The sequence below is a fragment of the Segetibacter koreensis DSM 18137 genome, assembly GCF_000374045.1.
GTDB lineage: Bacteria > Bacteroidota > Bacteroidia > Chitinophagales > Chitinophagaceae > Segetibacter > Segetibacter koreensis.
Genome location: NZ_KB893317.1, coordinates 47,361 through 71,632, shown reverse-complemented (window position 1 = coordinate 71,632; position 24,272 = coordinate 47,361). Strand labels below are relative to the sequence as shown.

Annotated in this window: 21 protein-coding genes; 15 read left to right on the top strand and 6 right to left on the bottom strand. The window is 37.9% G+C overall.

Annotated elements, in window-relative coordinates; all coding sequences use genetic code 11:
* The first annotated feature begins 5 nt into the window (after positions 1–5).
* The 11 genes from dnaE (at position 6) to B154_RS0105545 (ending at position 13,116) form a co-directional block, all read left to right on the top strand.
* Positions 6–3,641 (top strand): DNA polymerase III subunit alpha, encoded by a 3,636-nt coding sequence (gene dnaE, locus B154_RS0105605; protein WP_018612424.1) that lies wholly within the window; start codon positions 6–8, stop codon positions 3,639–3,641.
* Positions 3,642–3,994: 353 nt separating this feature from the next.
* The gene (locus tag B154_RS0105595) at positions 3,995–4,597 is read left to right on the top strand and encodes a peroxiredoxin (protein WP_018612420.1); all 603 of its coding nucleotides are present in this window, start codon (positions 3,995–3,997) and stop codon (positions 4,595–4,597) included.
* A 537-nt stretch (positions 4,598–5,134) separates the two neighbouring features.
* A complete protein-coding gene (gene trxA, locus B154_RS0105590; protein WP_018612419.1) occupies positions 5,135–5,452 on the top strand; it encodes a thioredoxin in 318 nt (105 codons plus the stop codon).
* Between the two features lie 168 nt (positions 5,453–5,620).
* Entirely contained in the window at positions 5,621–6,592 is a 972-nt protein-coding gene (locus B154_RS0105580) for a YihY/virulence factor BrkB family protein (RefSeq protein ID WP_018612417.1), read from the top strand.
* 172 nt (positions 6,593–6,764) lie between these two features.
* A complete protein-coding gene (locus B154_RS0105575) occupies positions 6,765–7,091 on the top strand; it encodes a DMT family transporter (protein ID WP_018612415.1) in 327 nt (108 codons plus the stop codon).
* A gap of 75 nt (positions 7,092–7,166) precedes the next feature.
* Positions 7,167–7,640: an AAA family ATPase gene (locus B154_RS0105570; protein ID WP_018612413.1), complete on the top strand. Its 474-nt coding sequence runs from the start codon at positions 7,167–7,169 to the stop codon at positions 7,638–7,640.
* A gap of 51 nt (positions 7,641–7,691) precedes the next feature.
* The gene (locus B154_RS0105565) at positions 7,692–7,973 is read left to right on the top strand and encodes a hypothetical protein (RefSeq protein ID WP_018612411.1); all 282 of its coding nucleotides are present in this window, start codon (positions 7,692–7,694) and stop codon (positions 7,971–7,973) included.
* Positions 7,974–8,077: 104 nt separating this feature from the next.
* On the top strand, positions 8,078–8,635 hold the full coding sequence (locus tag B154_RS27785) for a gluconate 2-dehydrogenase subunit 3 family protein (RefSeq protein ID WP_083934925.1): 558 nt from the start codon (positions 8,078–8,080) through the stop codon (positions 8,633–8,635).
* Positions 8,636–8,639: 4 nt separating this feature from the next.
* A complete protein-coding gene (locus tag B154_RS0105555; RefSeq protein WP_018612406.1) occupies positions 8,640–10,349 on the top strand; it encodes a GMC oxidoreductase in 1,710 nt (569 codons plus the stop codon).
* Between the two features lie 66 nt (positions 10,350–10,415).
* Positions 10,416–10,976, top strand: a complete 561-nt coding sequence (locus tag B154_RS0105550; protein ID WP_018612404.1) for a dihydrofolate reductase family protein — start codon at positions 10,416–10,418, stop codon at positions 10,974–10,976.
* Between the two features lie 217 nt (positions 10,977–11,193).
* Positions 11,194–13,116: a TonB-dependent receptor plug domain-containing protein gene (locus tag B154_RS0105545; RefSeq protein ID WP_018612402.1), complete on the top strand. Its 1,923-nt coding sequence runs from the start codon at positions 11,194–11,196 to the stop codon at positions 13,114–13,116.
* Positions 13,117–13,210: 94 nt separating this feature from the next.
* Here B154_RS0105545 and B154_RS27780 read toward each other — a convergent pair whose 3' ends face one another.
* Positions 13,211–15,064, bottom strand: coding sequence for a BamA/TamA family outer membrane protein (locus tag B154_RS27780; RefSeq protein WP_018612399.1), 1,854 nt, complete (start codon positions 15,062–15,064; stop codon positions 13,211–13,213).
* Between the two features lie 388 nt (positions 15,065–15,452).
* Entirely contained in the window at positions 15,453–16,364 is a 912-nt protein-coding gene (locus B154_RS0105535; RefSeq protein WP_018612397.1) for an alpha/beta hydrolase, read from the bottom strand.
* Positions 16,365–16,550: 186 nt separating this feature from the next.
* Between B154_RS0105535 and B154_RS0105530 the strand changes: the two genes are divergently transcribed.
* Complete coding sequence (locus B154_RS0105530) at positions 16,551–17,465, top strand: mechanosensitive ion channel family protein (RefSeq protein ID WP_018612394.1); 915 nt, start codon at positions 16,551–16,553, stop codon at positions 17,463–17,465.
* A gap of 47 nt (positions 17,466–17,512) precedes the next feature.
* Here the strand turns inward: B154_RS0105530 and B154_RS0105525 are convergent, their stop codons facing one another.
* Positions 17,513–19,954, bottom strand: coding sequence for a CehA/McbA family metallohydrolase (locus B154_RS0105525; RefSeq protein ID WP_018612392.1), 2,442 nt, complete (start codon positions 19,952–19,954; stop codon positions 17,513–17,515).
* A 276-nt stretch (positions 19,955–20,230) separates the two neighbouring features.
* Positions 20,231–20,641 carry an OsmC family protein gene (locus B154_RS0105520; protein ID WP_018612391.1) on the bottom strand — a complete coding sequence of 137 codons (411 nt, stop codon included), beginning with the start codon at positions 20,639–20,641 and terminating at the stop codon, positions 20,231–20,233.
* 36 nt (positions 20,642–20,677) lie between these two features.
* Here B154_RS0105520 and B154_RS0105515 point away from each other — a divergent pair, with 36 nt between their 5' ends.
* The 3 genes from B154_RS0105515 (at position 20,678) to B154_RS27775 (ending at position 22,662) form a co-directional block, all read left to right on the top strand.
* Positions 20,678–21,007 (top strand): tRNA-binding protein, encoded by a 330-nt coding sequence (locus B154_RS0105515; RefSeq protein ID WP_018612390.1) that lies wholly within the window; start codon positions 20,678–20,680, stop codon positions 21,005–21,007.
* Between the two features lies 1 nt (position 21,008).
* Positions 21,009–21,503, top strand: a complete 495-nt coding sequence (locus B154_RS0105510) for a methylated-DNA--[protein]-cysteine S-methyltransferase (protein WP_018612388.1) — start codon at positions 21,009–21,011, stop codon at positions 21,501–21,503.
* Between the two features lie 91 nt (positions 21,504–21,594).
* Entirely contained in the window at positions 21,595–22,662 is a 1,068-nt protein-coding gene (locus B154_RS27775) for an iron-sulfur cluster-binding domain-containing protein (RefSeq protein WP_018612386.1), read from the top strand.
* Between the two features lie 136 nt (positions 22,663–22,798).
* On the opposite strand, the gene B154_RS0105500 is transcribed toward B154_RS27775, so the two are convergent.
* Complete coding sequence (locus B154_RS0105500) at positions 22,799–23,515, bottom strand: nucleotidyltransferase family protein (protein ID WP_018612384.1); 717 nt, start codon at positions 23,513–23,515, stop codon at positions 22,799–22,801.
* A 27-nt stretch (positions 23,516–23,542) separates the two neighbouring features.
* Entirely contained in the window at positions 23,543–24,115 is a 573-nt protein-coding gene (gene gmhA / locus B154_RS0105495; protein ID WP_018612382.1) for a D-sedoheptulose 7-phosphate isomerase, read from the bottom strand.
* Positions 24,116–24,272 lie beyond the last annotated feature (157 nt).

Below are 24,272 nucleotides of genomic sequence, written 5' to 3'. Positions count from 1 at the left end.
CTATTATGTCTAAATTCTCTCATCTACACGTTCATACCCAGTTCAGTTTGCTCGACGGGGCAGCTTCTATAAAAAGCCTGTATCAGAAAGCCATTGCTGATGATATGCCTGCTCTTGCCATAACCGACCATGGTAATATGTTCGGAGCATTCGAATTTGTGGCTGAAGCTTACAAACATAAAAATGATGACGGAACACCTAAAGTAAAACCAATCGTAGGTTGCGAGTTTTATGTGGTTGCCGACAGAACCAGAAAATCGTTTACCAAAGAACAAAAAGATGAACGGTATCACCAGGTGCTGCTTGCCAAAAACAAACAGGGCTATGAGAATTTGCTGAAACTAACCTCGCTCGGATATACCGAAGGAATGTATAGCAAGTACCCGAGAATTGATAAGGAACTGCTCGAAAAGTATCACGAAGGACTGATTGCTACAACTTGTTGTCTTGGCGCTTATGTTCCCCAGACGATTCTGCATGATGGTGAAGATGAAGCGGAAAAGGAATTTAAGTGGTGGCTTGATATGTTTGGCGAAGACTATTATGTAGAGTTGCAAAGGCATGGAATGAAAGAGCAGGACAAGGTAAATCTCTCGTTATTGAAGTTTGCAGTGAAGCACAATGTAAAAGTGATCGCCAGCAACGACAGTCATTATACTGACCAGGATGATTATAACGCCCATGACATTTTGCTTTGTCTTAATACAGGTGAAAAGAAGAGTACGCCCGGTTATGACGATTTCATAAACGATGATGTGCAGGTGAAGGAAAGGAGATTTAAGTTCCCTAACGACCAGTTTTATTTTAAGAAGACGACTGAAATGAAGGAACTCTTCAACGACATTCCTCATTCCATTGATAATACAAACGAAATTGTCGATAAAATAGAACTTTTAAATCTAAAAAAGGATATTCTTCTCCCAAATTTTCCTATTCCCAAAGAGTTCCAGCAACATAGTGACAGTAACCTCAACCAGTGGGAATACCTTCATTATCTTACTTACGAAGGTGCAAGAAAAAGATACAGTGAAATAACGGAAGAAATAAGAGAGCGGCTTGACTTCGAATTGTTTACCATTAAGACAATGGGGTTTGCGGGGTACTTCCTGATTGTATCAGACTTCATAAAAGCAGGTCGTGAACTGGGAGTGTTTGTAGGTCCGGGACGTGGTTCTGCCGCTGGTTCGGTGGTGGCTTATTGTGTCGGTATTACCAATATCGATCCCATTAAATACAATTTACTGTTCGAGCGTTTCCTTAACCCCGACCGTAAGAGTATGCCGGATATCGATACGGACTTTGATGATGATGGCCGGCAAAAGGTGATCGATTATGTGGTAAAGAAATATGGCAGAAACCAGGTAGCCCAAATTGTAACGTTTGGTACCATGGCTGCTAAGATGAGTATCAAAGACGTTGCGCGTGTACTTGACCTTCCGTTAGCTGAGAGCAATATGATGGCAAAGCTGGTTCCAGACAAACCGGGTACCGAATTAAGAAGATGCCTCCACGCTCCAATCACTGCTAAAGAAGGACCAAAATCGCTCGAAGAGAAAGAAGGTTTTGGACCTGAAGATATCGACAACATAAAAAAGCTCCGTGAGATCTATAACAGCAACACGGAACAATCAAAGGTTTTACACGAAGCAGAACGTTTGGAAGGCTCAGTACGTAACACAGGTTTACATGCTGCAGGTATCATTATCGCTCCGGATGATTTAAAAAATATTATTCCTGTCGCTACATCAAAAGACTCTGAGCTTTTGGTTACTCAAATCCAGGGAAGTGTTATCGAGGAAGCGGGTGTTATCAAGATGGACTTTTTAGGATTGAAGACTTTATCCATCTTAAAAACTGCGCTCGAGTTAATCAGACAAAATCATGGCGTAGAAATAGAGATTGATGAAATTCCGCTGGATGATGAAAAGACCTATCAATTATATCAAAAAGGAGAAACGAACGCTACTTTCCAGTTTGAAAGTGCGGGTATGCAAAAGCATCTTCGCGATCTGAAGCCCGACGTTTTTGCCGATCTGATCGCAATGAACGCCTTGTATCGTCCCGGTCCAATGGCGTACATTCCTGACTATGTAGAAAGAAAACACGGACGTGCCGAGATCACTTATGATGTGCCTGACATGGCCGAATACCTGGAAGAAACGTACGGCATTACAGTGTACCAGGAGCAGGTGATGTTGCTTTCTCAAAAACTTGCAGGATTTAGTAAAGGTGATGCTGACGTATTGCGTAAGGCAATGGGTAAAAAGCAAATAGCTGTGCTGAATAAAATGAAAGCGCAGTTTATGGAAGGTGCCACAAAAAAAGGACATCCTGCCGATAAGCTTGAAAAAATATGGACAGACTGGGAAGCATTTGCTCAATATGCCTTTAATAAATCTCACTCTACCTGTTATGCATTTGTTGCTTACCAGACCGCTTATTTAAAGGCCCACTACCCTTCTGAGTACATGGCGGCTGTTTTAAATCACGCAGGAAGTATTGAGAAAATTACATTTTTCATGGAAGAATGTAAAAGAATGGGATTGATGGTACTTGGACCTGATATTAATGAATCTCAACGTGGTTTTGCCGTAAATAAAAAAGGCGAGATCCGTTTTGGAATGATGGGACTGAAAGGCGTAGGTGAAAATGCTATTGATTGCATTTTGGAAGAACGTGCAAAAAAAGGTCCTTTTACCAGTATTTTCGATCTTGTTAAAAGGGTTAATCTTCGCGCAGCAACTAAAAAGTCTTTGGAGAGTCTCGCTTACAGCGGGGCTTTTGATTGTTTTAAAGAATATCATCGTGCGCAGTATTTTTTGAATAAAGAGACGAATATCAACGGCCTTGATATTATTATAAATTTCGGCAACAAATACCAGGCGCAAGCTCAAACTTCCAGTAATAGTTTGTTTGGTGATATGATCTCTATGGATATTCCAACGCCCCAGTTGCCTCGTGTGGAACCATGGCCTTTGACTGAATTATTGGATTATGAAAAAGAGGTCACCGGAATGTTTATGAGTGGTCATCCGCTCGATCATTACAAATTTGAATTGAAGCACTACAACTTTACTCCGTTAAATGAATTTAATGAAGTAAAAGATGCGCCGCAATTATCTCCTAAAAAAAATAAGCCTTTTAAACTTGCCGGACTGGTGGTAGATGCACAACATCGTGTTACTAAAACAGGCCGCAACTTTGGTATACTGGCTATTGAAGACTTTACAGGCAAGACGGAACTGATGCTGTGGAGCGACGATTACATGAAGTTCCAGAACTACCTAGACAAGGGCAAGAGCATCATGGTGCAGGGCGAATTTAAAAGCCGTTTCAACACTGAGCAATACGAGTTTAAAGTAACAAGTATTAACCTGCTCGAAGTGACCAAGCAAAACTTCACAAAACAATTGATCCTCGACGTACCCACAAGAATCATCAACTCCGACTTTGTTGATTTCTTTGATAAGAACGTAAAGACCTTCCCCGGTAAAACGTCTATTAAGTTCAATCTTATTGAGGCTAAAGACAATTTGAAGTTGAGTTTATACACCTTATCAACCGGCGTTACTATGAATGATGAAATTATTCATTGGCTGGAAGAAAACCAGGATGTGGACGTGCAGGTGGTGGTAGCGTAGGAAACCCGTCATTGCGAGGAGGAACGACGAAGCAATCTGCTGATCGAACAACAAAAGCTTCTTAATAAAAGGGGGCGCGTTGTGGTTGGTAGGTGATGATTATGGTACCGGCGGTAGTAGCGCTATTGGTATGCGTTGCGTCCGACACTTTTACTTTTAGAATTAATTCCGCGTGCTTCCGGTTATGATAATTTTGCCAACAAAGGCGAAAAAGGTGATGTTTGTGAAGAACAACAAACAGCCGCAGTTGTCTCCATGGTTTTATCTTACTGCATATACACCAATAGGCAAACCGGCTGCACTCATTTCCCCAATTATTCGTATGTTTGATAGTGATTAAAAAATGATTGGCCATGTTAAAGAGAAATCATCTTTCCTTCCTTTTAATTTTCGGGTTTTTGCTTTTCATTACACACGGTGGTTTTGCTCAATCGATGATATTGGCAAAGGGTTCGACAGCACCGACTTTCAACGCAAAAGCCAGCATGGCTGGCAAGGAATTCGATTTTTCATTAAAAAAAGCTCTTGCCAAAGGACCGGTGGTATTATACTTCTATCCTGCGGCCTACACAGGTGGGTGCGATTTAGAAGCACATACATTCGCCGAATTCAAGGATAAATTTACGGCAGCAGGAGCAACCATTATCGGTCTTTCAGCAGATGATATTGCCCGATTGAATTCGTTCTCGTCCGATCCGGATTACTGCGGGGGAAAATTTGCAGTGGCTTCTGATCCTGAAGGCAAAATTGCAGCAACTTATGGTTTGAAGTTGAAACCTCCACAACCTGGAGTTAAAGATGTACGGGGCCAGGAGGTTACTCACGGCTTCATACCACGAACAACATTCGTTATTAATAAAGATCGCAAAATTGTAGCTGTATTTTCATCGGAAACCGATCATATCGCAGCGGATGAGCATGTAAAAAAATCATTGGCAATTGTAAAGGAACTATAGTTTTTTTGTCACTGTGAGTGTTGCAGCAATGCGCCACATGCTGTGCCTGCAACTGCTGCAGGCACAGACTAGCATAGAACTAAGCCGGAGCAATCGACTTCTGTCGTTTGTGACAATATTAATTAGAGCGTTCTGGACCTTCTCGTTACAGTATATCCCGCAACTCCCGATGATTAAGAATACTTACACTCATTAATTAATTATTTTCCCGGAACGCAGGGATAAAGTTGTTGAATACCCCTTTTGGAAAAAAGCATTACAATGTATGAAGAATTGGTACATTTTTTAGAAAAAAACGAAGATGTAGAAGTACAGGTAGTGACAGTGTAACGGTGCCGCCATTCCCCTCTTTTAAATGTTGCGTCTATTTTTCTCTACATCAAGAGTAGGGTTTTAGTCATTAAACTGCCATAAATTGCAAAATACACATCGGTGCAAAAGTCAAAAAAGCAGATTTCGTTTATTGGAGTTAAATTTGCAATCTGGTATTTGTAGTTGAAAACTACATCATATTATATCAACTTTAAAATATACATTATGGCTTTAGAACTTACCGATGCAAATTTTCAGACTAATGTTTTAGATAGTGATAAACTTTCACTTATAGATTTTTGGGCAGAATGGTGTGGCCCTTGTCGCGCTATTGGTCCGGTAGTGGAAGAACTGTCAAAAGAATATAACGGAAAGGTAAACGTAGGAAAAGTAAACGTTGACCAAAATCCTAATTTAAGTGTCAATTACGGCATTACTTCTATTCCTGCTATACTATTTATTAAAGGTGGTAAGGTGGTAGACAAACAAATAGGAGCAGTTCCTAAATCTGTTTTAGACAAAAAGATCCAGGCTCATTTATAATACTTTTTAGGTTTTGTTATAAAAGCAGGATGCTGTATGCATCCTGCTTTTTTTATGCATAGAACTAGGGCGGTCATATGTTTTTCATCTAAATCTAATACATAATATTTTATTGAAATTTAATGTATGGTAGCTTTTTTGCAGTAAATGCCTAAAAAAGGTTACATAATGAGTAAAAAGATTTCTTTTAAGGGTGTGATTGAAGTGCTGAAAAATGCATTTGGGGGGTTCGGGGATGATAAAGTAACGAAATTAAGCGCCTCATTGGCCTATTATACCGTTTTTTCAATGGCTCCATTACTTATTGTAATCATTTCTTTGACCGGGCTATTTTTAGGAAGAGAGGCCGTAGAAGGGAAAATTTATGGACAACTTGCAGGCTTTGTGGGATCAGATACGGCTGCCACATTACAAGAAATGATAAAAAATGCTTCCCTGGCGGGCAAAAGCAAACTAGCTGTCATTATTGGTGCAATAACACTGCTTGTTGGTGCTACTACTGTTTTTGCCGAAATACAGGATTCTATTAACATGATATGGGGCTTAAAACCAAAACCGAAGAGAGGATGGCTAAAGATGATTCAGAACAGGTTTCTTTCCTTTTCTGTAATAGCAAGTCTTGGATTTTTGCTGCTTGTTTCCCTTGGCATTACTGCTATTATTGATGGATTTAGTGACAGTTTAAAAGCTCGTTTTCCTGATGTGACTGTAGTTATCTTTTACATTATTAATGTATTTATTACCCTTGCTGTAATTACAACAATATTCGGTGTTATATTCAAAGTTTTACCGGATGCAAAGATTAAATGGAAAGATGTATTAGCCGGTGCGATTGCAACCGCTTTATTATTTATGCTGGGCAAATTTGCAATCTCCTTTTACATTAGCAAAAGCAATGTTGGCAGCACTTACGGCACTGCCGGCTCATTGGTAGTCCTCTTGTTGTGGATATATTACTCTTCTATCATTTTGTACTTTGGGGCAGAATTTACAAAAGCATATGCTGTGAAGTATGGTTCTGAGATTCATCCTAACGACTACGCTGTTACTACAAAAATGGTAGAAGTAGAAACGGGTAATAAATCTATACAAAGTAAGGAGGCGACAGATATAAAGACTGTTGAACAAAAAAAAGGATAACTTCTTTCATAGAAAATGATATAGCAAAAAAGGCTTTTCATTTTCTTATTTATCTTGACAACTATACTCTGTTTGTTCATTTTCTAATTTGTACGACGATAAAAATGCTACGTGTTTAAATTTAAAAGCATTTTTATCGTCGTTATTTTGTAAACAACATTTTTTTAAACCTATGAATTGGACTATATTAATTATTGCCGGATTTTTTGAAGTTGGGTTTGCAACCTGCCTGGGTAAGGCCAAAGAAACTACTGGTCAGACTTCAACTTTTTGGCTTATTGGCTTTTTTATCAGTCTTTGTATTAGTATGATTTTATTGTATAAAGCCACCCAGACTTTACCTATTGGTACAGCCTACGCAGTATGGACAGGCGTTGGTGTGGTTGGGACAGTGCTTGCAGGCATTATTTTATTTAATGAACCCGCAGATTTTTGGAGAATGTTTTTCCTTACTACTCTTATAGCTTCTATCGTGGGCTTAAAATTCGTTTCACATTAATCCGGCTTTACAACTTCTAACAATAATTCTTATGCTGGCTTTTCGATTGCATCTCTCCTGACAATTGAAAATTATATGGAAGCAATAATATTTTGTGGCATACAAGCTTCTGGTAAAACGACTTTTTACAAAGAGAATTTCTTTAAAACTCATGTACGTATTTCTTTAGATTTATTAAACACAAGACGAAAAGAAGCCATTTTTTTAGAAACATGCTTACAAACTCAGCAGCGTTTTGTAATAGATAATACCAACATAACCAAAAAGGAAAGACTCGTTTATATAAATAAAGCAAAGCAATATAAGTTTACAATAAAAGGATTTTATTTTGAAACCACTGTAGGAGAAGCGATCACAAGGAATAAAAACAGAACTGGAAAAGAAATTGTACCGCCTGCAGGAATTGGAGGTACCTACAAAAAGCTTCAAATCCCATCTTACGAAGAAGGTTATGACGAACTGTTTAAAGTTAAAATTGTAAACGGCAGTTTTATTGTGGAAAAAATGGGTAGCGAAGCAAATATACCAGGTGTGATAAAAGTTGATTAAAAACTACAACAGCAAGCAATAAATATCAGATATTTGTTTTTATAGATACCAATGAGAAAAATAATTATTGCAATAGTAATTGCTTTTGGTCTTTTCGCGGCTTATTCAAGTAAGCCAGATGATAAAACCTGTATTATAGCCGGAGTAAGAGCAGTATGGGGCGATCGTGTCCCTGACGAAAAACTTCCTATGTATTTTAACCAGTTTATGGATATTACCAGTCAATCAGTTAGAGTAAATGACTGGATTTTCCTAAAAAGGATTCAATATAAATTTAAAAACGAGTATAAGACAGTAGGCTTTGGAGCTTTCAAAAAAGTATATACTTTCTAAATAATTTTTGATATTATTTCTACTTAAACAGCCTAAATAATATTTATCATTATTATTGTAAAAATAAAATGAAGTGGAGCAAGTAGTTTCCAGTCAATAATACTATGAACATAACGAGACGTAATGCCATCAAACATTGCTTAATGATTTCTGTAGGCGCGGCCATTGTACCCTCGTGCATGCAGGAAAAAAGCAGGCCGGCCATAGTTTACAAACACCTGTCGATAGATGGCAGCGATGAGAAGCTGATAACGGAGGTTAGTGAAACAATCATTCCTGTAACCGATACTCCCGGGGCAAAAGATACTTATACTCACCTTTTCGTATTAAAGATGCTCGATGACTGTTATACAAAAGAGCAGCAACAACAGTTTTTGAAAGGGATGAAAGAATTTGAAAAGATCTCGCAAAAGAAATTTGATAAATCTTTTGTCGATTGTAATGTATTGCAAAGAGAAGAACTGATAAGAAATAATATAAACAGCAAAGAAGTTTCAGAAGACGTTTCAGCTTTTTTTAATATAATGAAAAAGCTTACCGTGCAGGGATATATGACTTCCAAATATTACCTCACAAATGTGCAGGTATATAAACTTGTTCCGGGAAAGTTTCATGGCTGTGTTCCGGTAACCTCATTAAATCAAAAAGGAGCTTCAATTTAGATACATGGGTAATAATAATAACTCGATTAAGAATCGCACCTTCGACGCTATAGTTATCGGCGCCGGTATGAGCGGTGGATGGGCTGCAAAAGAACTGACAGAAAAAGGTCTTAAGACACTTGTATTAGAACGTGGCAGAGATGTAAAACATCTTGTTGATTATCCTACCACCAATATGAACCCATGGGAATTTGAGCATCGAAACCAGCTTCCTGTTGACATTCAGGAGGCCAACCCTATTGCAACCCGCTGTTATATATTTAAGGAAGATGCCATGCATTTTGTCGTTAAAGACAACGAACATCCTTATGTGCAGGAAAAGCCTTTTGACTGGATAAGAGGTTACCAGGTTGGAGGCAAGTCCTTGCTCTGGGCAAGGCAAACGCAACGCTGGAGCGACTTTGATTTTGAAGGCCCTGCAAGAGATGGTTTTGCTGTTGACTGGCCCATCCGTTATAAAGATATTGCGCCATGGTACAGCTATGTCGAAAAGTTTGCAGGAATATCTGGCAACAAAGATGGTTTACCAAATCTTCCTGACGGAGAATTTTTGCCCCCTTTGGAATTATCTTGTGTAGAAAATTACTTTAAAGACTTTATATCAAAAAACTATAACGACCGGCATGTTATATATGCCCGTTGCGCTCATCTTACTGAACCTCAGCCAGTACATCTGCAGCAAGGGAGAGCACAATGTCAAAACAGAAACTTATGTCAGCGTGGTTGTCCTTTCGGCGGGTATTTCAGCGCTAACTCCACTACGATTCCGTGGGCGCAAAAAACAGGAAATATGACGTTAAGGCCATTTTCTGTAGTACATTCTATTATTTATGATGAGAAAGCAGGAAAAGCAACAGGCGTAAGGGTTATAGATTCTAAAACAAAAGAAACAATCGATTATTATGCAAAAGTTATATTCTTAAATGCTGGTGCTTTAAATTCTAACCTGGTTCTTTTAAACTCCATTTCACATCGTTTTCCCAACGGACTTGGCAACGATAGTGGTATTTTAGGTAAATATGTCGCTTTTCATAACTACAGTGCAAGAATTTCTGCTCAATATGATGCTTTTAAAGACACCACAACCGATGGAAGAAGACCAACGAGCGCTTATTTTCCAAGGTTTAGAAATGTGTTTAAACAGGAAACAGGCTTTCTTCGTGGATATGCAGCAGGATTTAATTCCGGAAGGTCATTTAACACAAATACTGATGGGTTTGGTGAGGAATTGAAAAAGAACTTGTTGCATAAAGAATGGGGACCATGGTACGTTGGATCGCATATGATGGGTGAAACCATTCCGAAAGAAACAAACACGGTTAGTTTAAACAGCAGTAAAAAAGATGAATGGGGTATTCCCTTGCTAAATATCAACATCAGTTATGATGATAATGACGCAAAGATGAAACAGGACTTTTTTGAACAATTTACTGAAATGTATACCAAAGCAGGATTCACCGACATAAAAACAACAGATTCCAAACAGGCGCCGGGGCTGGATATACATGAAATGGGTGGCATTCGTATGGGTAAAGATCCGAAAACCTCTATGCTGAATAAATGGAACCAGCTACATGCCTGCACAAATGTTTTTGTTACTGATGGGGGTTGCATGAACTCAACATCAACTCAAAATCCATCTTTAACTTATATGGCTTTTGCGGCAAGAGCTGTGGATTACGCGGTGGGTGAAATGAAGAAAGGAAACTTGTAGAAGAACGACTTAAGACGTAACTGATAAAGCAACTTTTACGAGGTTTATTAAAATATTGCAACTACTATGGCAACAGGCAGAAAAGTTGTGCTATACATAGCAATGAGCTTAGAGGGCTTTATTGCAAAGAGAAATGATGACATTAGTTTCTTATCAATTGTTGAACAGAAAGGACAGGATTATGGTTACGGAGATTTTATTAAAACGATTGATACAGTGATTTTAGGTCGAAAGACTTATGATAAAGTATTGACTTTGGGTATTCCTTTTCCTCATTCTGATAAAAAAACCTTTGTTATAACACGCACTGCAAAACCGCCGTCGGGAAACATTACTTTCTATACAGGCAATATTACAAACCTGGTTTTGTCTTTAAAACAAGAAGCAGGAAAAAATATATTTATAGACGGAGGAGCAGAAGTAGTACATGAAATGATGAAACAAAATCTTATTGATGAATTTATCATTTCAATAATTCCTATTTTTCTTGGTGAAGGCATTCCATTATTTAAACAGGGCCGGCCAGAGAAAAGACTACAATTGATTAATTCAAAAACATTTGAAAAAGGTCTTGTTCAACTACATTACACAATTGCAGAAGAGCAAACAACAGATTTTTCTGATTAAATAAAGCCGCATATTTTTTATGTATTCTTAAAATTCATAACTGTTCTTTCCTCATCTTTGCCCTTGGGCGAACTACTTATCGCTACAAACTTTTATAACAGATTGACCATACAAAAAAAATGATTAAGAATTTTAATCATTGCGTTTAATTAATGATTGGGACTATTAAAACTGAATTTTTCATTTCTTATAATAGTTCTGGATTTCAAATATTATTATGAAAACAAATAAGAAAATAACTTTATGTACTTTTTTATATTTCCTTATTATTCACCCTGCAATACATGCGCAACAGGTAGAACTTGATCCTGTTACCATTACGGCTTCATTACAACCCGTTTCATCCTCTGCCACAGGGCGTAATATGTTGGTAATTAAAGGAGAGCAATTTTCAAAACTGCCGGTAAATTCATTGGATGAACTATTAAGATATTTACCAGGTTTAGAGGTGCAAATGCGTGGACCAATGGGTGCGCAAAGTGATATAGTTTTACGTGGTGGCACTTTTCAACAGGTATTGGTAATAATAGATGGAATTCGCATAAATGATCCAAACACAGGCCATTTCAACAGTTACATTCCTATTGCTCCCGCAGAGATTGAAAGAATAGAAATTTTAAAAGGCGCTTCTTCTGCCATTTACGGCTCAGAGGCAGTGGGAGGGGTTATTCATATAATCACTAAAACTTTTGCAGCAAAAAGAGAGCAGAAAACAAGCCAGCTAACTGCCCAGGGGGCTGCCGGACAGTACGGTTTGTTAAATGGACAGGTGGGCGGATTTTACCAGAATAAAAACACAGCAATTGCAGGGGGGGTATTATCTAACAATGCGACAGGCCAGCAACAACGCGGAACAAAAGGTTTTTTTCACAATACTTCGGCTTCTGCTTCTATAAATCAATTTATCAATAAATACTGGAATATTTCATTTAGATCTGCTTATGACAAGCGTGACTTTGCTGCACAAAATTTTTATACAACTTTTAAATCTGATACCGCCCATGAAAAAGTAGCGGCTTTTTGGAATCAGCTACAGCTAAATTATGCAAAGCTCCATCATAATTTCTCACTCGATATCGGCTATAAAACTACAAACGACACATATAAATTTAATAGTGCGGCTGGTGCAAATTCAAATAAGAGCAATTTAATGCAGGGGCTGGCGGTGTATAATTGGGAAGCGGGTGCTAAGACAACACTTACCACCGGTGCTCAATGGGTAAATAAAAAGATGCAATCTAATGATCGCGGAAATCATACGCTTAACCAGGCAGGTGCTTTTTTGATAGTGGGTCAGAGAATTGGAGAACATTTTAATGTCAATCCGGCTATGCGCTTTGAATGGAATGAAAGAAGCGGCTGGCAGATGATTCCACAACTGAATTTATCATACAAGCTACCCTATTGGCAATTGCGCGGAAGCGCCGGTAAAACGATACGAGATGCCGATTTTACCGAGCGTTTTAATAATTACAACAAGACCTTTGTTGCAAGTGGAAGCATAGGAAATCCTGATCTGGCGTCAGAACGCTCATTTAGTTATGAAGCTGGTGCAGATTTTTTTGGTATAAAAAATATGAAAATTGCAGCAACTATTTTCCGTCAAAACTTTACACACCTGATAGATTACGTTCCTACCCCTTTTAATGAAATGCCCAGGAAAACTAATCTATCACCGACAGGAACGTATGCTTTGGCAAAAAACATAGCAAGAGTAAACTCTACGGGTATTGAGACAGACATACAATACACAAAACAATTTGACAATAAGCAACAGTTGTGGGCAACGTTTGGCTTAACATGGATAGATAGCAAAAGCGATAATGCTACCCCTTCCTTTTATGTTTCATCACATGCAAAATTTCTTACCAACTTCAATCTTCAGTATACCATACATTGGTTTTCTGTAAGTGTAAACGGGTTGTATAAGCAACGAAATATCCAGTCTTCAACTCCTATAAATGCATTTCTTTCGAAAGATTATTTTCTGCTTAATGCACAGTTGCAGGCATACGTATACAAGAATAAGTTGAGCATTTTTGCCTCTGCTGATAATGTATTTGATAAACAATACAGTGATTTACTGGGAACAGTAATGCCTAGAAGATGGGTGATGGCTGGGCTTAAAGTTATGTTGTAGGTAACTACGTGGCGAGCGCACCCTGTATTTAATACAACTTTTTAAGCAGATATTATCGCAAAAAAAACTTGCCTTTTCCATTAATTGAAACCAATTAATTCTGATAAAAGTTATTTACATCAACCGTATTTAACTGAATGATATCGGGAGGCCTTACGTAGTTGCTATTATAGCGGAAACGGATATTGCCATTAAACGAAATCTGAAAAGCGTTCATATTCTGTGCTTTTCGCGGGAAATAGATTAATTTAACCTCTGCGGTTGCAAATATCAGGTTTACATTACGGGTTCTTAATCCACCGCCAAGCCCTGTATAAATATCTGACCTCTTAAAATTGTTGTCCTGACCTGTAAGCAACGTACCCGCAGCAAACCCAAATGGGGCCAGTTGAAAACCAAACAGTTTTAACTTGGCAAAGAATAAACTTTCAGCATACAAGCTAACTCGTTGTGAGCCTCGCAAAGTATCTGCTCTGAAATTTCTTAAGCCCAGTGGATTATTGATTTGGACAGGATCATAAATTACGCGGTTAAAAAGCCTTGTATAACTGTATTGAAGGTACTGGCGCATTTTAAAATGGCGAAACAAATACAACTTGCTATACAAACTTCCACCAGCAAGCACGCTTGCATCTTCGAGCCTGCCCTGGTTAAAAAACACACCGCTACGCAAATAGTATTGGGTAAACTTTCCTCTTTCTGAAGCTACATACCGGTTCGCATTTACCCCAAAATATGGTCGGGCCAAATCGAGCTGTTTATACCATCCTGTGGTTAATGCCACGTTATACCCATACGGTACATCTTCTGTAGTTCCAAAATTATAAATGTAATTTGTCTTATAAAATTCCTGTTTAAAAAAAGTGACTTCACCAAGTACAGCATTAATGTTATTAAAGAGGGTATTATATCCTTTGCTGAATTGAATTGGTTTCTCTAAAAAATTATTTCTGATATAGCGAATAGCAACAAAAGTTCTGTTCCGGCTTTTATTATCTTCTAAAAGCTTTTTCAATCCTATATTATAACCAGCCCAAACATCAAAAGATTCATTTTTGTAATTCCGAAACAGGCTGTCGCTTTCGCGATATAAATTTTCTGATTTATTTAATCGCAATTCCAATCCGCCTGCAAACCTTGAATAAGGTGAAAACAGTGGACGACTTAGCAGCAAATAAGCTGTCCTAACATTATCACGTCCCGTCCGCGCACTATTTATGCGGCTCTGACCTAAGGTTGCGGTTATAAAACTATGGAGGACGCTATTTTTTGAATACAGAAAATCATAACCGAATGTTGGTTGCCTTCTGGTGTCACGCAAAGTGGTCACCTGTATTTTCTGACCGGCTCCCGCAAGATTACTTTCCGCTGCTGTCAACTTTTGTCGGTCAGCCCCGCTAATATCTAATGAACCGGTTATGCTAAATAAATCTTTTGTTATTACAACAATATCAACAGAATCAGGATTTCCGCTTATCGGTTTTACTACAATGCGTGCGTCCTGTATAAACTCTAATGACCGAATATATCTTTCATTGTCAGAAAGTACATAAGGATTTAAAATCGTTCCTTTTTTTATGAAGAGATTGTCGCGAATAACCCAGTCATAGGTATCGGTATGTAAGGCGTTTAATATACGCGTACCATAATAATTTATTGGTTTAGAGGTATCGGTAAAAACTTTTTCAAATCCCAGTTCCTGTGTGGTTATGTTACGTATTACTTTACCCTCGTATTCACTAAAAGGAATTACACTTTTTGTATTTAAAATTGTAGCCTTTATTGTACTGTCTGGCTGGGAAACGGTAATGGAGCTTTTTATTTTTTTAAATATATTATTAAAAAAATGGTTTTTCTTTTTGAGATGACCTTCCTGTCCATGTACCTGCTGAAGAAATATTAAGAAGCAAAAACAAGAAAAGATTATATGGAAAAACTTTTTTTTCATCAATAATCAACCAATTTCTTTTAAACGAAATATAACAAATAATAATAGTGGTAAAATTCTTCTGCCTCTTTTTAATAAGATCATAAATCGCAAAAAGTATAATTACCTGAAGTTACAGCTATAACTGATATAATATTATGACGGGCAGGTTTAAGAATGGTTGGTTTGTAATTATCTTTTAAGCACTTTTTTTTGTTATCAGCATTATTTGTACAGTCTAATCAAAAAGCCTCAGGCAACTTTATCCCCGGTCCTCCATTTCCTTTTTAGTACCTCTCATTACACATATTCGCGTTGCTCCTAAAAATTCAAACGAGCAAAAAGTTTAATAACAATTTTTTGGAAAAAAAGTATCTGAAACAAAAAGCAGTTGCTTCAATTATCAGGACTATTGTAAAAAGTTATTTTTTGTTAGCCAGTTTTTCAATCTTTCTATCCATTCATCTGTCGTTGTTTTATTATGCAATCCAAAACCATGACCTCCGTTTTGATAAAGGTGCAGTTCGGCAGGTACTTTATTTCTAACGAGTGCTTCAACAAAAGAGATGCTATTTGCAACCGGAACAACATCATCATCAGCAGCATGTACTAAAAATGAAGGAGGGGTTTGAGATGTGACCTGTTCTTCGTTAGAAAAACGATGCATCAAAGCAGGTGAAGGATTTTTACCGATAAGATTATCTTTTGAACCTTTGTGAGTAATGCTGTCTTTAAAACTTATAACCGGGTAAAGCAGCACAGCAAAATCAGGACGAAGAGATGTATGATTAGGATTGCTAAGTACATCTTCGTTAAAATGAGTTGCTAACGAGGAAGCTAAATGCCCGCCGGCAGAAAAGCCGATAACACCTATTTTTGATGTATCAATTTTCCATTTAGCAGCATTTTCTCTTACTATTTTTAAGGCCTGTTGCGCATCCATCAATGGTACATTTTCTTTATTTACCATACAAGACGAATCGGGAATCCTATACTTTAGTACAAATGCTGCAATACCCATGGCATTAAATGTTTTCGCTATTTCAATTCCTTCATGATCTATAGCGAGGACAGAATAACCACCACCGGGACAAATAATAATACTGCTTGCAGCTTTATTTGGAACCTGGGGTAAAAATACTTGTAATGTAGGTCGTGTAACATGATCGACCCGACCGATACCAGAACCTTTTGTGTATGTTTCCTTTTCTGTACAAGGCTTCGAATTGGGAATATGAGTATATAAATCCATAATCATTTGGGCGTGAAGCCGGGAAGACATAATCAGCAATGACACCAGTAGAATAAAGTATAATTTCATGGTCTAAATGTACGGAAGTTTGCATGATGCATTAAAGCAAAAGAAGCTTATAGAGAATTGATTTTTTATGATCCACGATGGCCAGGCGTAATAATTATATATATAAATGAAATTCTAAACATTTAACAGTCGTTAGCTGTTCTTTTTCCATAATTATTTTGACTTTTGACCGCACAACCTTTACCAATGGATTTAGAAAAAGCTTATCTCCTTATTCAATCAAAATTATTATTCTGGCTACGTGAGTTTATAAGATTGCTACCTAACATTGTTATAGCCTCGCTGGTTTTGGTGCTTGGGATTTATGTTGCAAAGCTTGTTAGAAAACTATCTGCAAGATTGTTTCATCGATTTACCCAGCATGATACCCTGACCAACCTGTTTTCTTCTTTTGTTTACCTGGTAGCAATAGGCATTACTTTATTCGTAGCGCTAAGTGTTCTGCATCTTGGCAAAGCGGTCACTTCCTTACTGGCAGGAGCCGGTATAGCTGGTATAGCCCTGGCTTTTGCCTTCCAGGATATTGCAGCCAATTTTATGGCGGGTATATTATTATCTATCCGCAGGCCATTAAGCATAGGTGACCTGGTAAAGTCTCAGGAAATAATGGGTAAGGTAATAACTATAAACATGAGAGATACCATAATTCAGACTTTTTCAGGGCAAATGGTGATTGTTCCTAATAAAGATATTTTTCAAAACAGTCTTGAGAATTATACCCGTTCCGGCGTAAGACGATTTGAACTTTCAGTTGGTGTTTCATATGGGGATGACCTGGAAAAGGTAAAACAAGTTGCCATGCAGGCAGTAAAAAAAATAAGTGTTCTGGACCCCAATGAACCACCACGTTTGTTTTACGAATCTTTTGCCGACAGTTCCATCAACTTTATCCTGCAAATCTGGATTAACTCAACCGAACAACCTGTTTTCTTACAGGCCCGCAGCGAAACTATTATGCTTATAAAAAAAGCATTTGACGAAAATGATATCAGCATACCATATCCAATTCGTACACTTGATTTTGGTATCAAGGGAGGAGAAAACCTTGCGGAAGTACTGAAAAATAAAGAACTTGATTTAAAGGGAAATAGTTATTCTTAGAAAAATTTAAAACTTTTATTGCGGTAGCTTTTCAGTAGCTAACATTATTAATGTAAAGATTCCTCAATGATTTTATCATACATATTCCGCGCCTTATTGTAAGTGGCTTCTGCAGCAGCATGCTCTTCCTGCCTAATGTTGGATTGCTTCATTTTCCAACACTGGTCCACTGCTTGCCGGCACCATTCTGCACTTTTACGAACATGAACAGGCTTATCGTTAACAATAACGAAAACAGGATTGGTATGTGAACTTGGATAAATCCTAAGTGCCATCCAACTTGAATTACTAACCGGGTATGTAAAGCTCACGTCTTTCCAGTTTCCATCTGCGGCAATTTCTGTGGTATCTACCGGTTCACCATTTACAATAAGCTCTACACGAACCTTTCGTGTCGTTCCAATTCTCGCCCTCTCAAGATTCCAGTAAGGCTGTTCAGTCAATGCCCTTTGCGCAATAGCTGCACCAGCCTGGTCTTGTTGCTCCGAAAGATTAGCAGCAACTTTAGCAGTGATCTTTACTGTTTCTTTACCATTTAAAGAGACTCTGCTGTCATTTGTACCTGCTTCTACTCCGTTTACAGAAAAATCAATAATATGCGAACTTCCATCCGAAACATAACACCTGCCTTTTTTGAGGGCGGCTACATAGCCGTCATAATTAAGATTATTGTCAGTCTTAAAATAACTTCGCGCCAGCCCTACACGCTCATCAAAAATGCATGGAAAATCTGTTTCCCCACTTAGCCTTGTCGTAAAACCACAATTAAGGGAATGATACCACATATTCAGTTCCCATGGAGCGGGCGTATCACCAGCACTATAAAAGTCAACAACATTTTGGGTTACAGTAACAACATATTCATTTGCTCCTATGCCATCCATTTTTGGCGGTATATAATTTGGCAGATCTTTGGTTGATTGTGTCGGCTCAAGTCCCCAGCCTGAATGGGCATAACCAACAACAGCATTTTGAGACTTAGCCCAGGTTAAAACAGGCAACGTCCAGCTAGGCCACTCTTCAATTTTTGTAGTTCCAGGATAATCATCTTCCTTAAGCCTTAAAAGCACAATATGTCCTGCATGGGAAGAAGGAAAACCCGAAACTTCAACATCGTTACGCATAATGTTTGTAGAAGTAGAAAGAGGGTCGTCGTGCCCGGTAAAAAAAGTTTTTTGATGATACCAGCTTGGTCCCCATGCCAGCACAGCTGCTACATTTAAGTCTTCGCCCATGGCTTGTCGCCACATATCTTTTGGCTTTACGCCTTCTTCGGGGCTCTCGTAGTGACTGCAACCCGCAGCATGCACATGATGGTCGGCGCTAAACCAACCCAGTTTCGCCATATTCACCCACCTTTTTAATTTAAATGTTACACCAAAAGAATGTACACCCGAAGGGATAGTCATCTGCACCGTCTGTGGAATATATTCGGGTCCCTTGGTAAAAGTAACATTGTATTTGCCCGATGGAAGCTGCACATACTCTCCATCAGATCTGTAGACCTGCGGTTGAAAGAAAAAATCAGGATATTCATCGTAAGCAGCCACACGTCTTGATGGCAGTGGGTAAATGCCTGTCAGTTTAGCGGGAACTTTGTAACCCTTAGTCGAACCGTTAAGCCTGTATTCAAGCTGAGCAGCAGTTAAGCGAAAATCAGCTTTGGCTAAAGTGTTAATACTATCATCGAGGATCCGTTCTATACCATCGGTAATAAGAAATGAAGCCATTGCCGGGGAACCATCCTCATCTTTTACGTGAAAAATTACATTAACCGAAGGAAGTATATTGAACAAAATATTTATCGTATTGCGAAAGCCAATATCCTGTGTGCCTTGCCCGATATTAAAACCTATTTGCGCTTCACGCTGTCCTGCATCTTTGCTGTAGATCTGCAATACCGCATACTCAAGTTTTAAACCTGAAAGATTTGGCAGCAACGGACGGTTACGGTATAGCTGCATTTCTAAAAACTGATTGGCGACCTGCCCCGGTGTAAGAATGTTCTTCTCCTTTACATGAGGTTCAAAAGTGGATACATGCAAAGGCGCAGCTGCATTAGGACTTTCTACCTGAAGTGGTGCAGTAACACCTGCTTCGTTATTCACCTTTACTAAAAAGCTAACCCAACCATTTTGAGCCAATTTTGCTTTTGCAGACCCTCTCAAAACTTTTACCCGGGTTTCAGGATTGATATCTATGATTGCCAGGCAATACGGATCGAGAATGTTTTGAACGGCATTTACGATTTCAGGAGTAAGACGCTCGTGTTGCAACGCTATCAATTTTTTTTGATCCTCAGACGATAAAGAACTTCCTATAAAAGACAAAGCTTCATTTAGTCGAACTGCCTGGGCGAGCAAAGGCTGCGGCTCTACACCGGAAACAATATTATCAGGAGTTGATATATGGGTACCTGTATGCTGGGCAAAAATTATTACAGGAAATAAAAAGGAAAACAGGAAAAAGAGGCAGTGTTTTTTTATCATGCTAACCTTCAATTTGTTTTTATAAACACACAAATCGAAAATTACAAAATATTTCGCTGTACTCCTTCCAATTATTTCAGTTGCTTTCGGACTTATCAAAATAACATACGGACATTAGATGCCTCAAGGTTATTTATCAAACGCTTTACATAAATATTGTTATTTAATTCCTAACAAAAAAACAATTTAAACTTTCTGCCATAAAAAAGCTGTTGATAAATTTATTATCAACAGCTATATCAATAATGACAACTATCTTTTGTCAGCGCCAATTACTTATTCAAGGTTAGCCTCAAGGCTGATCTCTAAATTAAATGCTTTACTAACAGGGCAGTCTGTTTTTGCTTCCTGTGCGGCCTTGTCAAAATCCTCTTTGGTGATACCAGGCACGGTTGCCGTTACCTGTAAATGAGAAGTTGTGATAGCACCATTTTCTAAAGTGATAATACAATTTGTCTCTATTCTGTCTGGGGTGTAACCCGCTGCACCTAAAACAAAACTCAGCTTCATGGTAAAACAGCCTGCATGTGCCGCTGCCATCAACTCTTCAGGATTTGTGCCAATGCCTTCTTCAAAACGCGATTTATACGAGTACTGGCTGTTGTTTAAAACCGTACTTTGTGTGCTTAGTGTTCCGTTTCCTTCTTTTCCGGAACCATTCCAAACTGCAGTTGCCTGACGTTTCATACTTTTTGTTGTTTAATTTTGAAAATAAATATTTTTATGATTTCCTGGGAAGACTTTGAAAAAATAAACATCCAAACAGGAACAATTGTTGAAATTGATGAATTCCCAAAAGCAAGAAAACCTGCTTATAAACTTAAAATTGATTTTGGCGAATCAGGTATCAAGCAATCTTCTGCGCAAATTACAAAACATTATACCAAAGAGCAATTAATAGGTCAACAGGTAATTGCCGTAGTAAATTTTCCGCCAAAACAAATTGCAGGTTTTTTTAGCGAATGCCTTGTACTGGGTATATACGATGAAAATGGTGATGTAATTTTATTGCAGCCTGAAAGAAAAGTGTCTAACGGTCTTACAATAGGCTAACATGAACGAGGTAAATTATACATATTACAAATCTCCCATCGGAACGCTGAAAATTGGTGGAACTCTGCAGTACATAAACCAGGTGTCTTTTATAGATAGCCAGAATGAGTATGTACAACCTTCCGGCAATAACCCTTTGTTAAACGAATGTGTTGAAGAACTGATTGAATACTTTAACGGTAAAAGGCGATCATTTGATATTCCGATTTATCAAAAAGGCACAGATTTTCAAACAAAGGTATGGAGCGAATTACTGAATATTAATTTTGGCAAAACGATTAGTTATATGATGCTTGCCAAACGTTTGGGAGACCCGAATTGCATACGTGCGGCAGCATCGAGCAATGGTAAAAATAACATTTGTATTATTGTTCCATGCCACCGGGTTATAGGTTCTAACGGGCAACTGGTAGGTTATGCGGGAGGATTATGGAGAAAAAAATGGTTGCTCGAACATGAAAATAAAATTGCAAATGGTGTACAAACACTGTTTTAACTGACTAAAATACAAGTGCAAAAGGCGGTAGTGATCATTTACAAAAGTTTTTTGAAAATTTAAAGCAACTTCTTTGATAGAAGAAAAATCGATGGAACATTTACAATTAAGGATAAAAAATATAAGAACGGAAACCAGTAGCAGTAAATCATATTTTATAGAGGAAGTAAACGGTAAGAAGATCGAATACAAAGGGGGTCAATTTTTTACATTACTTGTAAACCTTCATGGCAAAGAAGTTCGTCGTTCATATTCTATAAGTTCAGCGCCCGGTGTTGATACCCAAATATATTTCACTATAAAAAGAATAGAAAATGGTGAACTCAGCCGTTACCTCTTAGACCATTTGCACATTGATGACGTTATTACAAGCCTGCCACCAACCGGAAGGTTTACTATTGATGTTCCCGAAAGTGAATTAGCTGTTTTTGTTTCTGCAGGAAGTGGTATTACACCTGTGTTTTCTTTAATTAAACATCTTTTATATCAATTTTCTGATACCAATGTTTTACTGATATATCAAAATCATAATGAGGAAGAAAGTATTTTTCGGGAGGAATTATTATTGCTTCAAAAGAAGTTTAGTGGCCGTTTTTTAATAAAAGAAATTTTCAGTCATCCAATTGACCACACCAGGCCTTCACAGCGTTTAAATAATAATTTGCTTGAAAGAATATTACTACAAACTGTTCATACGAATTCTGTTCGTTTTTATCTCTGTGGGCCGGAAGCATTTATGCGCATGGCGCTGTTTACATTAAAAGTTATGGGCTATAGCCAGGATACAATCAGAAGAGAAAACTTTTTCGCAACAGCTCCTCCCCCACCTTTCATGACTGATACAAATCCGCATAATGTCACAATTAATTATCATAATAAAAAATACCATATAAAAGTTGCATATCCGCATAACATACTGGAGGTGGCATTGAAACACAATATCCACCTTCCATACAGCTGCCGAGGCGGAAGATGCAGTTCGTGTACCTCTATATGTACAACCGGTAGGGTCAGGATGACTATAAATGATGTGCTTACCCCTAAAGACCTGGAAAACGGTTTAATTCTTACCTGTGTTTCTTATCCTGAAACAGACGTTGAACTCACATTTGATGCAACTGATGTAAACAGGGTTATTGACAATAATGTAAACCTTTAAACCATCAACTCGTATAACACCTTTTTTCTTTGGTTATCTTTTTGTGGCTAAAACAACAGAAAATTTTAGAAAGGAAATTCGATTTGAAAATGATAAGGTTATCTTCCTATGTAATTAAAAATTATTTTTTGTTTTTCTAGCTCCACGTTTGGGGGCTGTATTTCAACTCTCTTTGGGCTCTTTCATAGTCTTCAGGCACCCCTATGTCAATAAAATATTCATCTTGTACCACCCCAAACATCCTTCTTTTTTTATAAAATACTTCCAAATAATCTTTTTCAAATGAAAACTTTTCCGGCAAATTTTCTTCAAGAAATTTATGTCGGTGAATTGCATAAACACCACCGTTTATCAGACCGCTTTCGTAAAATTGCTTTTCTTTAAAACTCTTTATTAAGCTACATTCATCAATCTCAACAACACCATAACGGTCAAAGTTTTTCATCGGTTTCAAACTAAGTGTGCAACAAGCACCGCTTAATGAATGAATACTGGCTAATAACTCTGCATCTATATTGTAAAGAGTGTCGCCATTTGCAATTATAACAGAGTTTTCTTTGGCAAGGGCCAGTGCCTTTTTTACAGCTCCCCCTGTGCCTAAAGGTTCCTCTTCAACTGAGGTTTTAAATAATAATGTTGGAAAATCCTTCTCCAGATAAGCTTCAACCACTTCACTTTTATAACCCAATGCAAAAATGAAATGAGTAATTCCTTCAGTTTTTAAATGATTGATTACATAGGTTAAAAAAGGTTTCTCATTTATCGGTGCCATACACTTTGGCAAGTCAGGCACCGCGGAACGTAGCCTGGTTCCCAGCCCTCCGGCAAGAATGATCGCTTCTTTAATAACCATGTTAGAAAGTTACAAAAAATTATAGTTTTATGGAAAAAGATTTTCTTCTACAAACTGGCAAATAATATGACCAAGCATTATATGACTTTCCTGTATTCTTGGTGTATCAAAAGAAGGAACATTTAATAATATATCACTCGATTCTTTCATGATGCCGCCAGTCGCCCCGGTAAAACCAATTGTTAGCATTCCTTTGCTTTTGGCAGTTTCAAAAGCCTTAACAATATTTGCTGAATTGCCCGAAGTGCTTAGGCCAAAAAGAACATCACCTTTATGGCCCATCCCTTCAATAATTCTTGAGTAAATAACATCGTAACTATAGTCGTTTGCAACAGCAGTCAGGTAAGAAGTATTGCAATGCAAGGCATCAGCAGGCAATGCAGTTCTGTCTTTATAAAACCTTCCTGAAAACTCTGCGGCCAGGTGTTGTGCATCTGCTGCGCTGCCACCGTTTCCGCAAAATAAAACCTTGTTACCATTTTTAAAGGCTTCAGTTACTACCTCTACAGCTTGTTGCACTTTCAAAAGAAAACTTTCATCGGCCAGTATTTGTTCCTTTACTTCTATAGATTTTTTTATTATTTCTTTTATATTGTTCATTATTGCAGGTACTCTTTATGTGTTGATATTTTTTAATGGGTCAGCATTCTATCGTTATTCGTCATCGTTGCGTCGCACTCTTGTACAAAAGTATTTTTATTCAACAAGAAATAAAAAGATGCTTTATCTACCAGATAGGGTATAAGAGGAAAACAAA

Coding starts and splice junctions, on each gene's coding strand:
- B154_RS0105570 (WP_018612413.1), top strand. CDS start 7,167: ATGGAAGCAATAATATTTTGTGGCATACAAGCTTCTGGTAAAACGACT.
- B154_RS0105510 (WP_018612388.1), top strand. CDS start 21,009: ATGAACGAGGTAAATTATACATATTACAAATCTCCCATCGGAACGCTG.
- B154_RS0105530 (WP_018612394.1), top strand. CDS start 16,551: ATGGATTTAGAAAAAGCTTATCTCCTTATTCAATCAAAATTATTATTC.
- B154_RS0105550 (WP_018612404.1), top strand. CDS start 10,416: ATGGCAACAGGCAGAAAAGTTGTGCTATACATAGCAATGAGCTTAGAG.
- B154_RS27780 (WP_018612399.1), bottom strand. CDS start 15,064: ATGAAAAAAAAGTTTTTCCATATAATCTTTTCTTGTTTTTGCTTCTTA.
- trxA (WP_018612419.1), top strand. CDS start 5,135: ATGGCTTTAGAACTTACCGATGCAAATTTTCAGACTAATGTTTTAGAT.
- B154_RS0105515 (WP_018612390.1), top strand. CDS start 20,678: ATGATTTCCTGGGAAGACTTTGAAAAAATAAACATCCAAACAGGAACA.
- B154_RS0105535 (WP_018612397.1), bottom strand. CDS start 16,364: ATGAAATTATACTTTATTCTACTGGTGTCATTGCTGATTATGTCTTCC.
- B154_RS0105595 (WP_018612420.1), top strand. CDS start 3,995: ATGTTAAAGAGAAATCATCTTTCCTTCCTTTTAATTTTCGGGTTTTTG.
- B154_RS0105555 (WP_018612406.1), top strand. CDS start 8,640: ATGGGTAATAATAATAACTCGATTAAGAATCGCACCTTCGACGCTATA.
- B154_RS0105565 (WP_018612411.1), top strand. CDS start 7,692: ATGAGAAAAATAATTATTGCAATAGTAATTGCTTTTGGTCTTTTCGCG.
- dnaE (WP_018612424.1), top strand. CDS start 6: ATGTCTAAATTCTCTCATCTACACGTTCATACCCAGTTCAGTTTGCTC.
- gmhA (WP_018612382.1), bottom strand. CDS start 24,115: ATGAACAATATAAAAGAAATAATAAAAAAATCTATAGAAGTAAAGGAA.
- B154_RS0105545 (WP_018612402.1), top strand. CDS start 11,194: ATGAAAACAAATAAGAAAATAACTTTATGTACTTTTTTATATTTCCTT.
- B154_RS27775 (WP_018612386.1), top strand. CDS start 21,595: ATGGAACATTTACAATTAAGGATAAAAAATATAAGAACGGAAACCAGT.
- B154_RS0105575 (WP_018612415.1), top strand. CDS start 6,765: ATGAATTGGACTATATTAATTATTGCCGGATTTTTTGAAGTTGGGTTT.
- B154_RS0105520 (WP_018612391.1), bottom strand. CDS start 20,641: ATGAAACGTCAGGCAACTGCAGTTTGGAATGGTTCCGGAAAAGAAGGA.
- B154_RS0105580 (WP_018612417.1), top strand. CDS start 5,621: ATGAGTAAAAAGATTTCTTTTAAGGGTGTGATTGAAGTGCTGAAAAAT.
- B154_RS0105525 (WP_018612392.1), bottom strand. CDS start 19,954: ATGATAAAAAAACACTGCCTCTTTTTCCTGTTTTCCTTTTTATTTCCT.
- B154_RS0105500 (WP_018612384.1), bottom strand. CDS start 23,515: ATGGTTATTAAAGAAGCGATCATTCTTGCCGGAGGGCTGGGAACCAGG.
- B154_RS27785 (WP_083934925.1), top strand. CDS start 8,078: ATGAACATAACGAGACGTAATGCCATCAAACATTGCTTAATGATTTCT.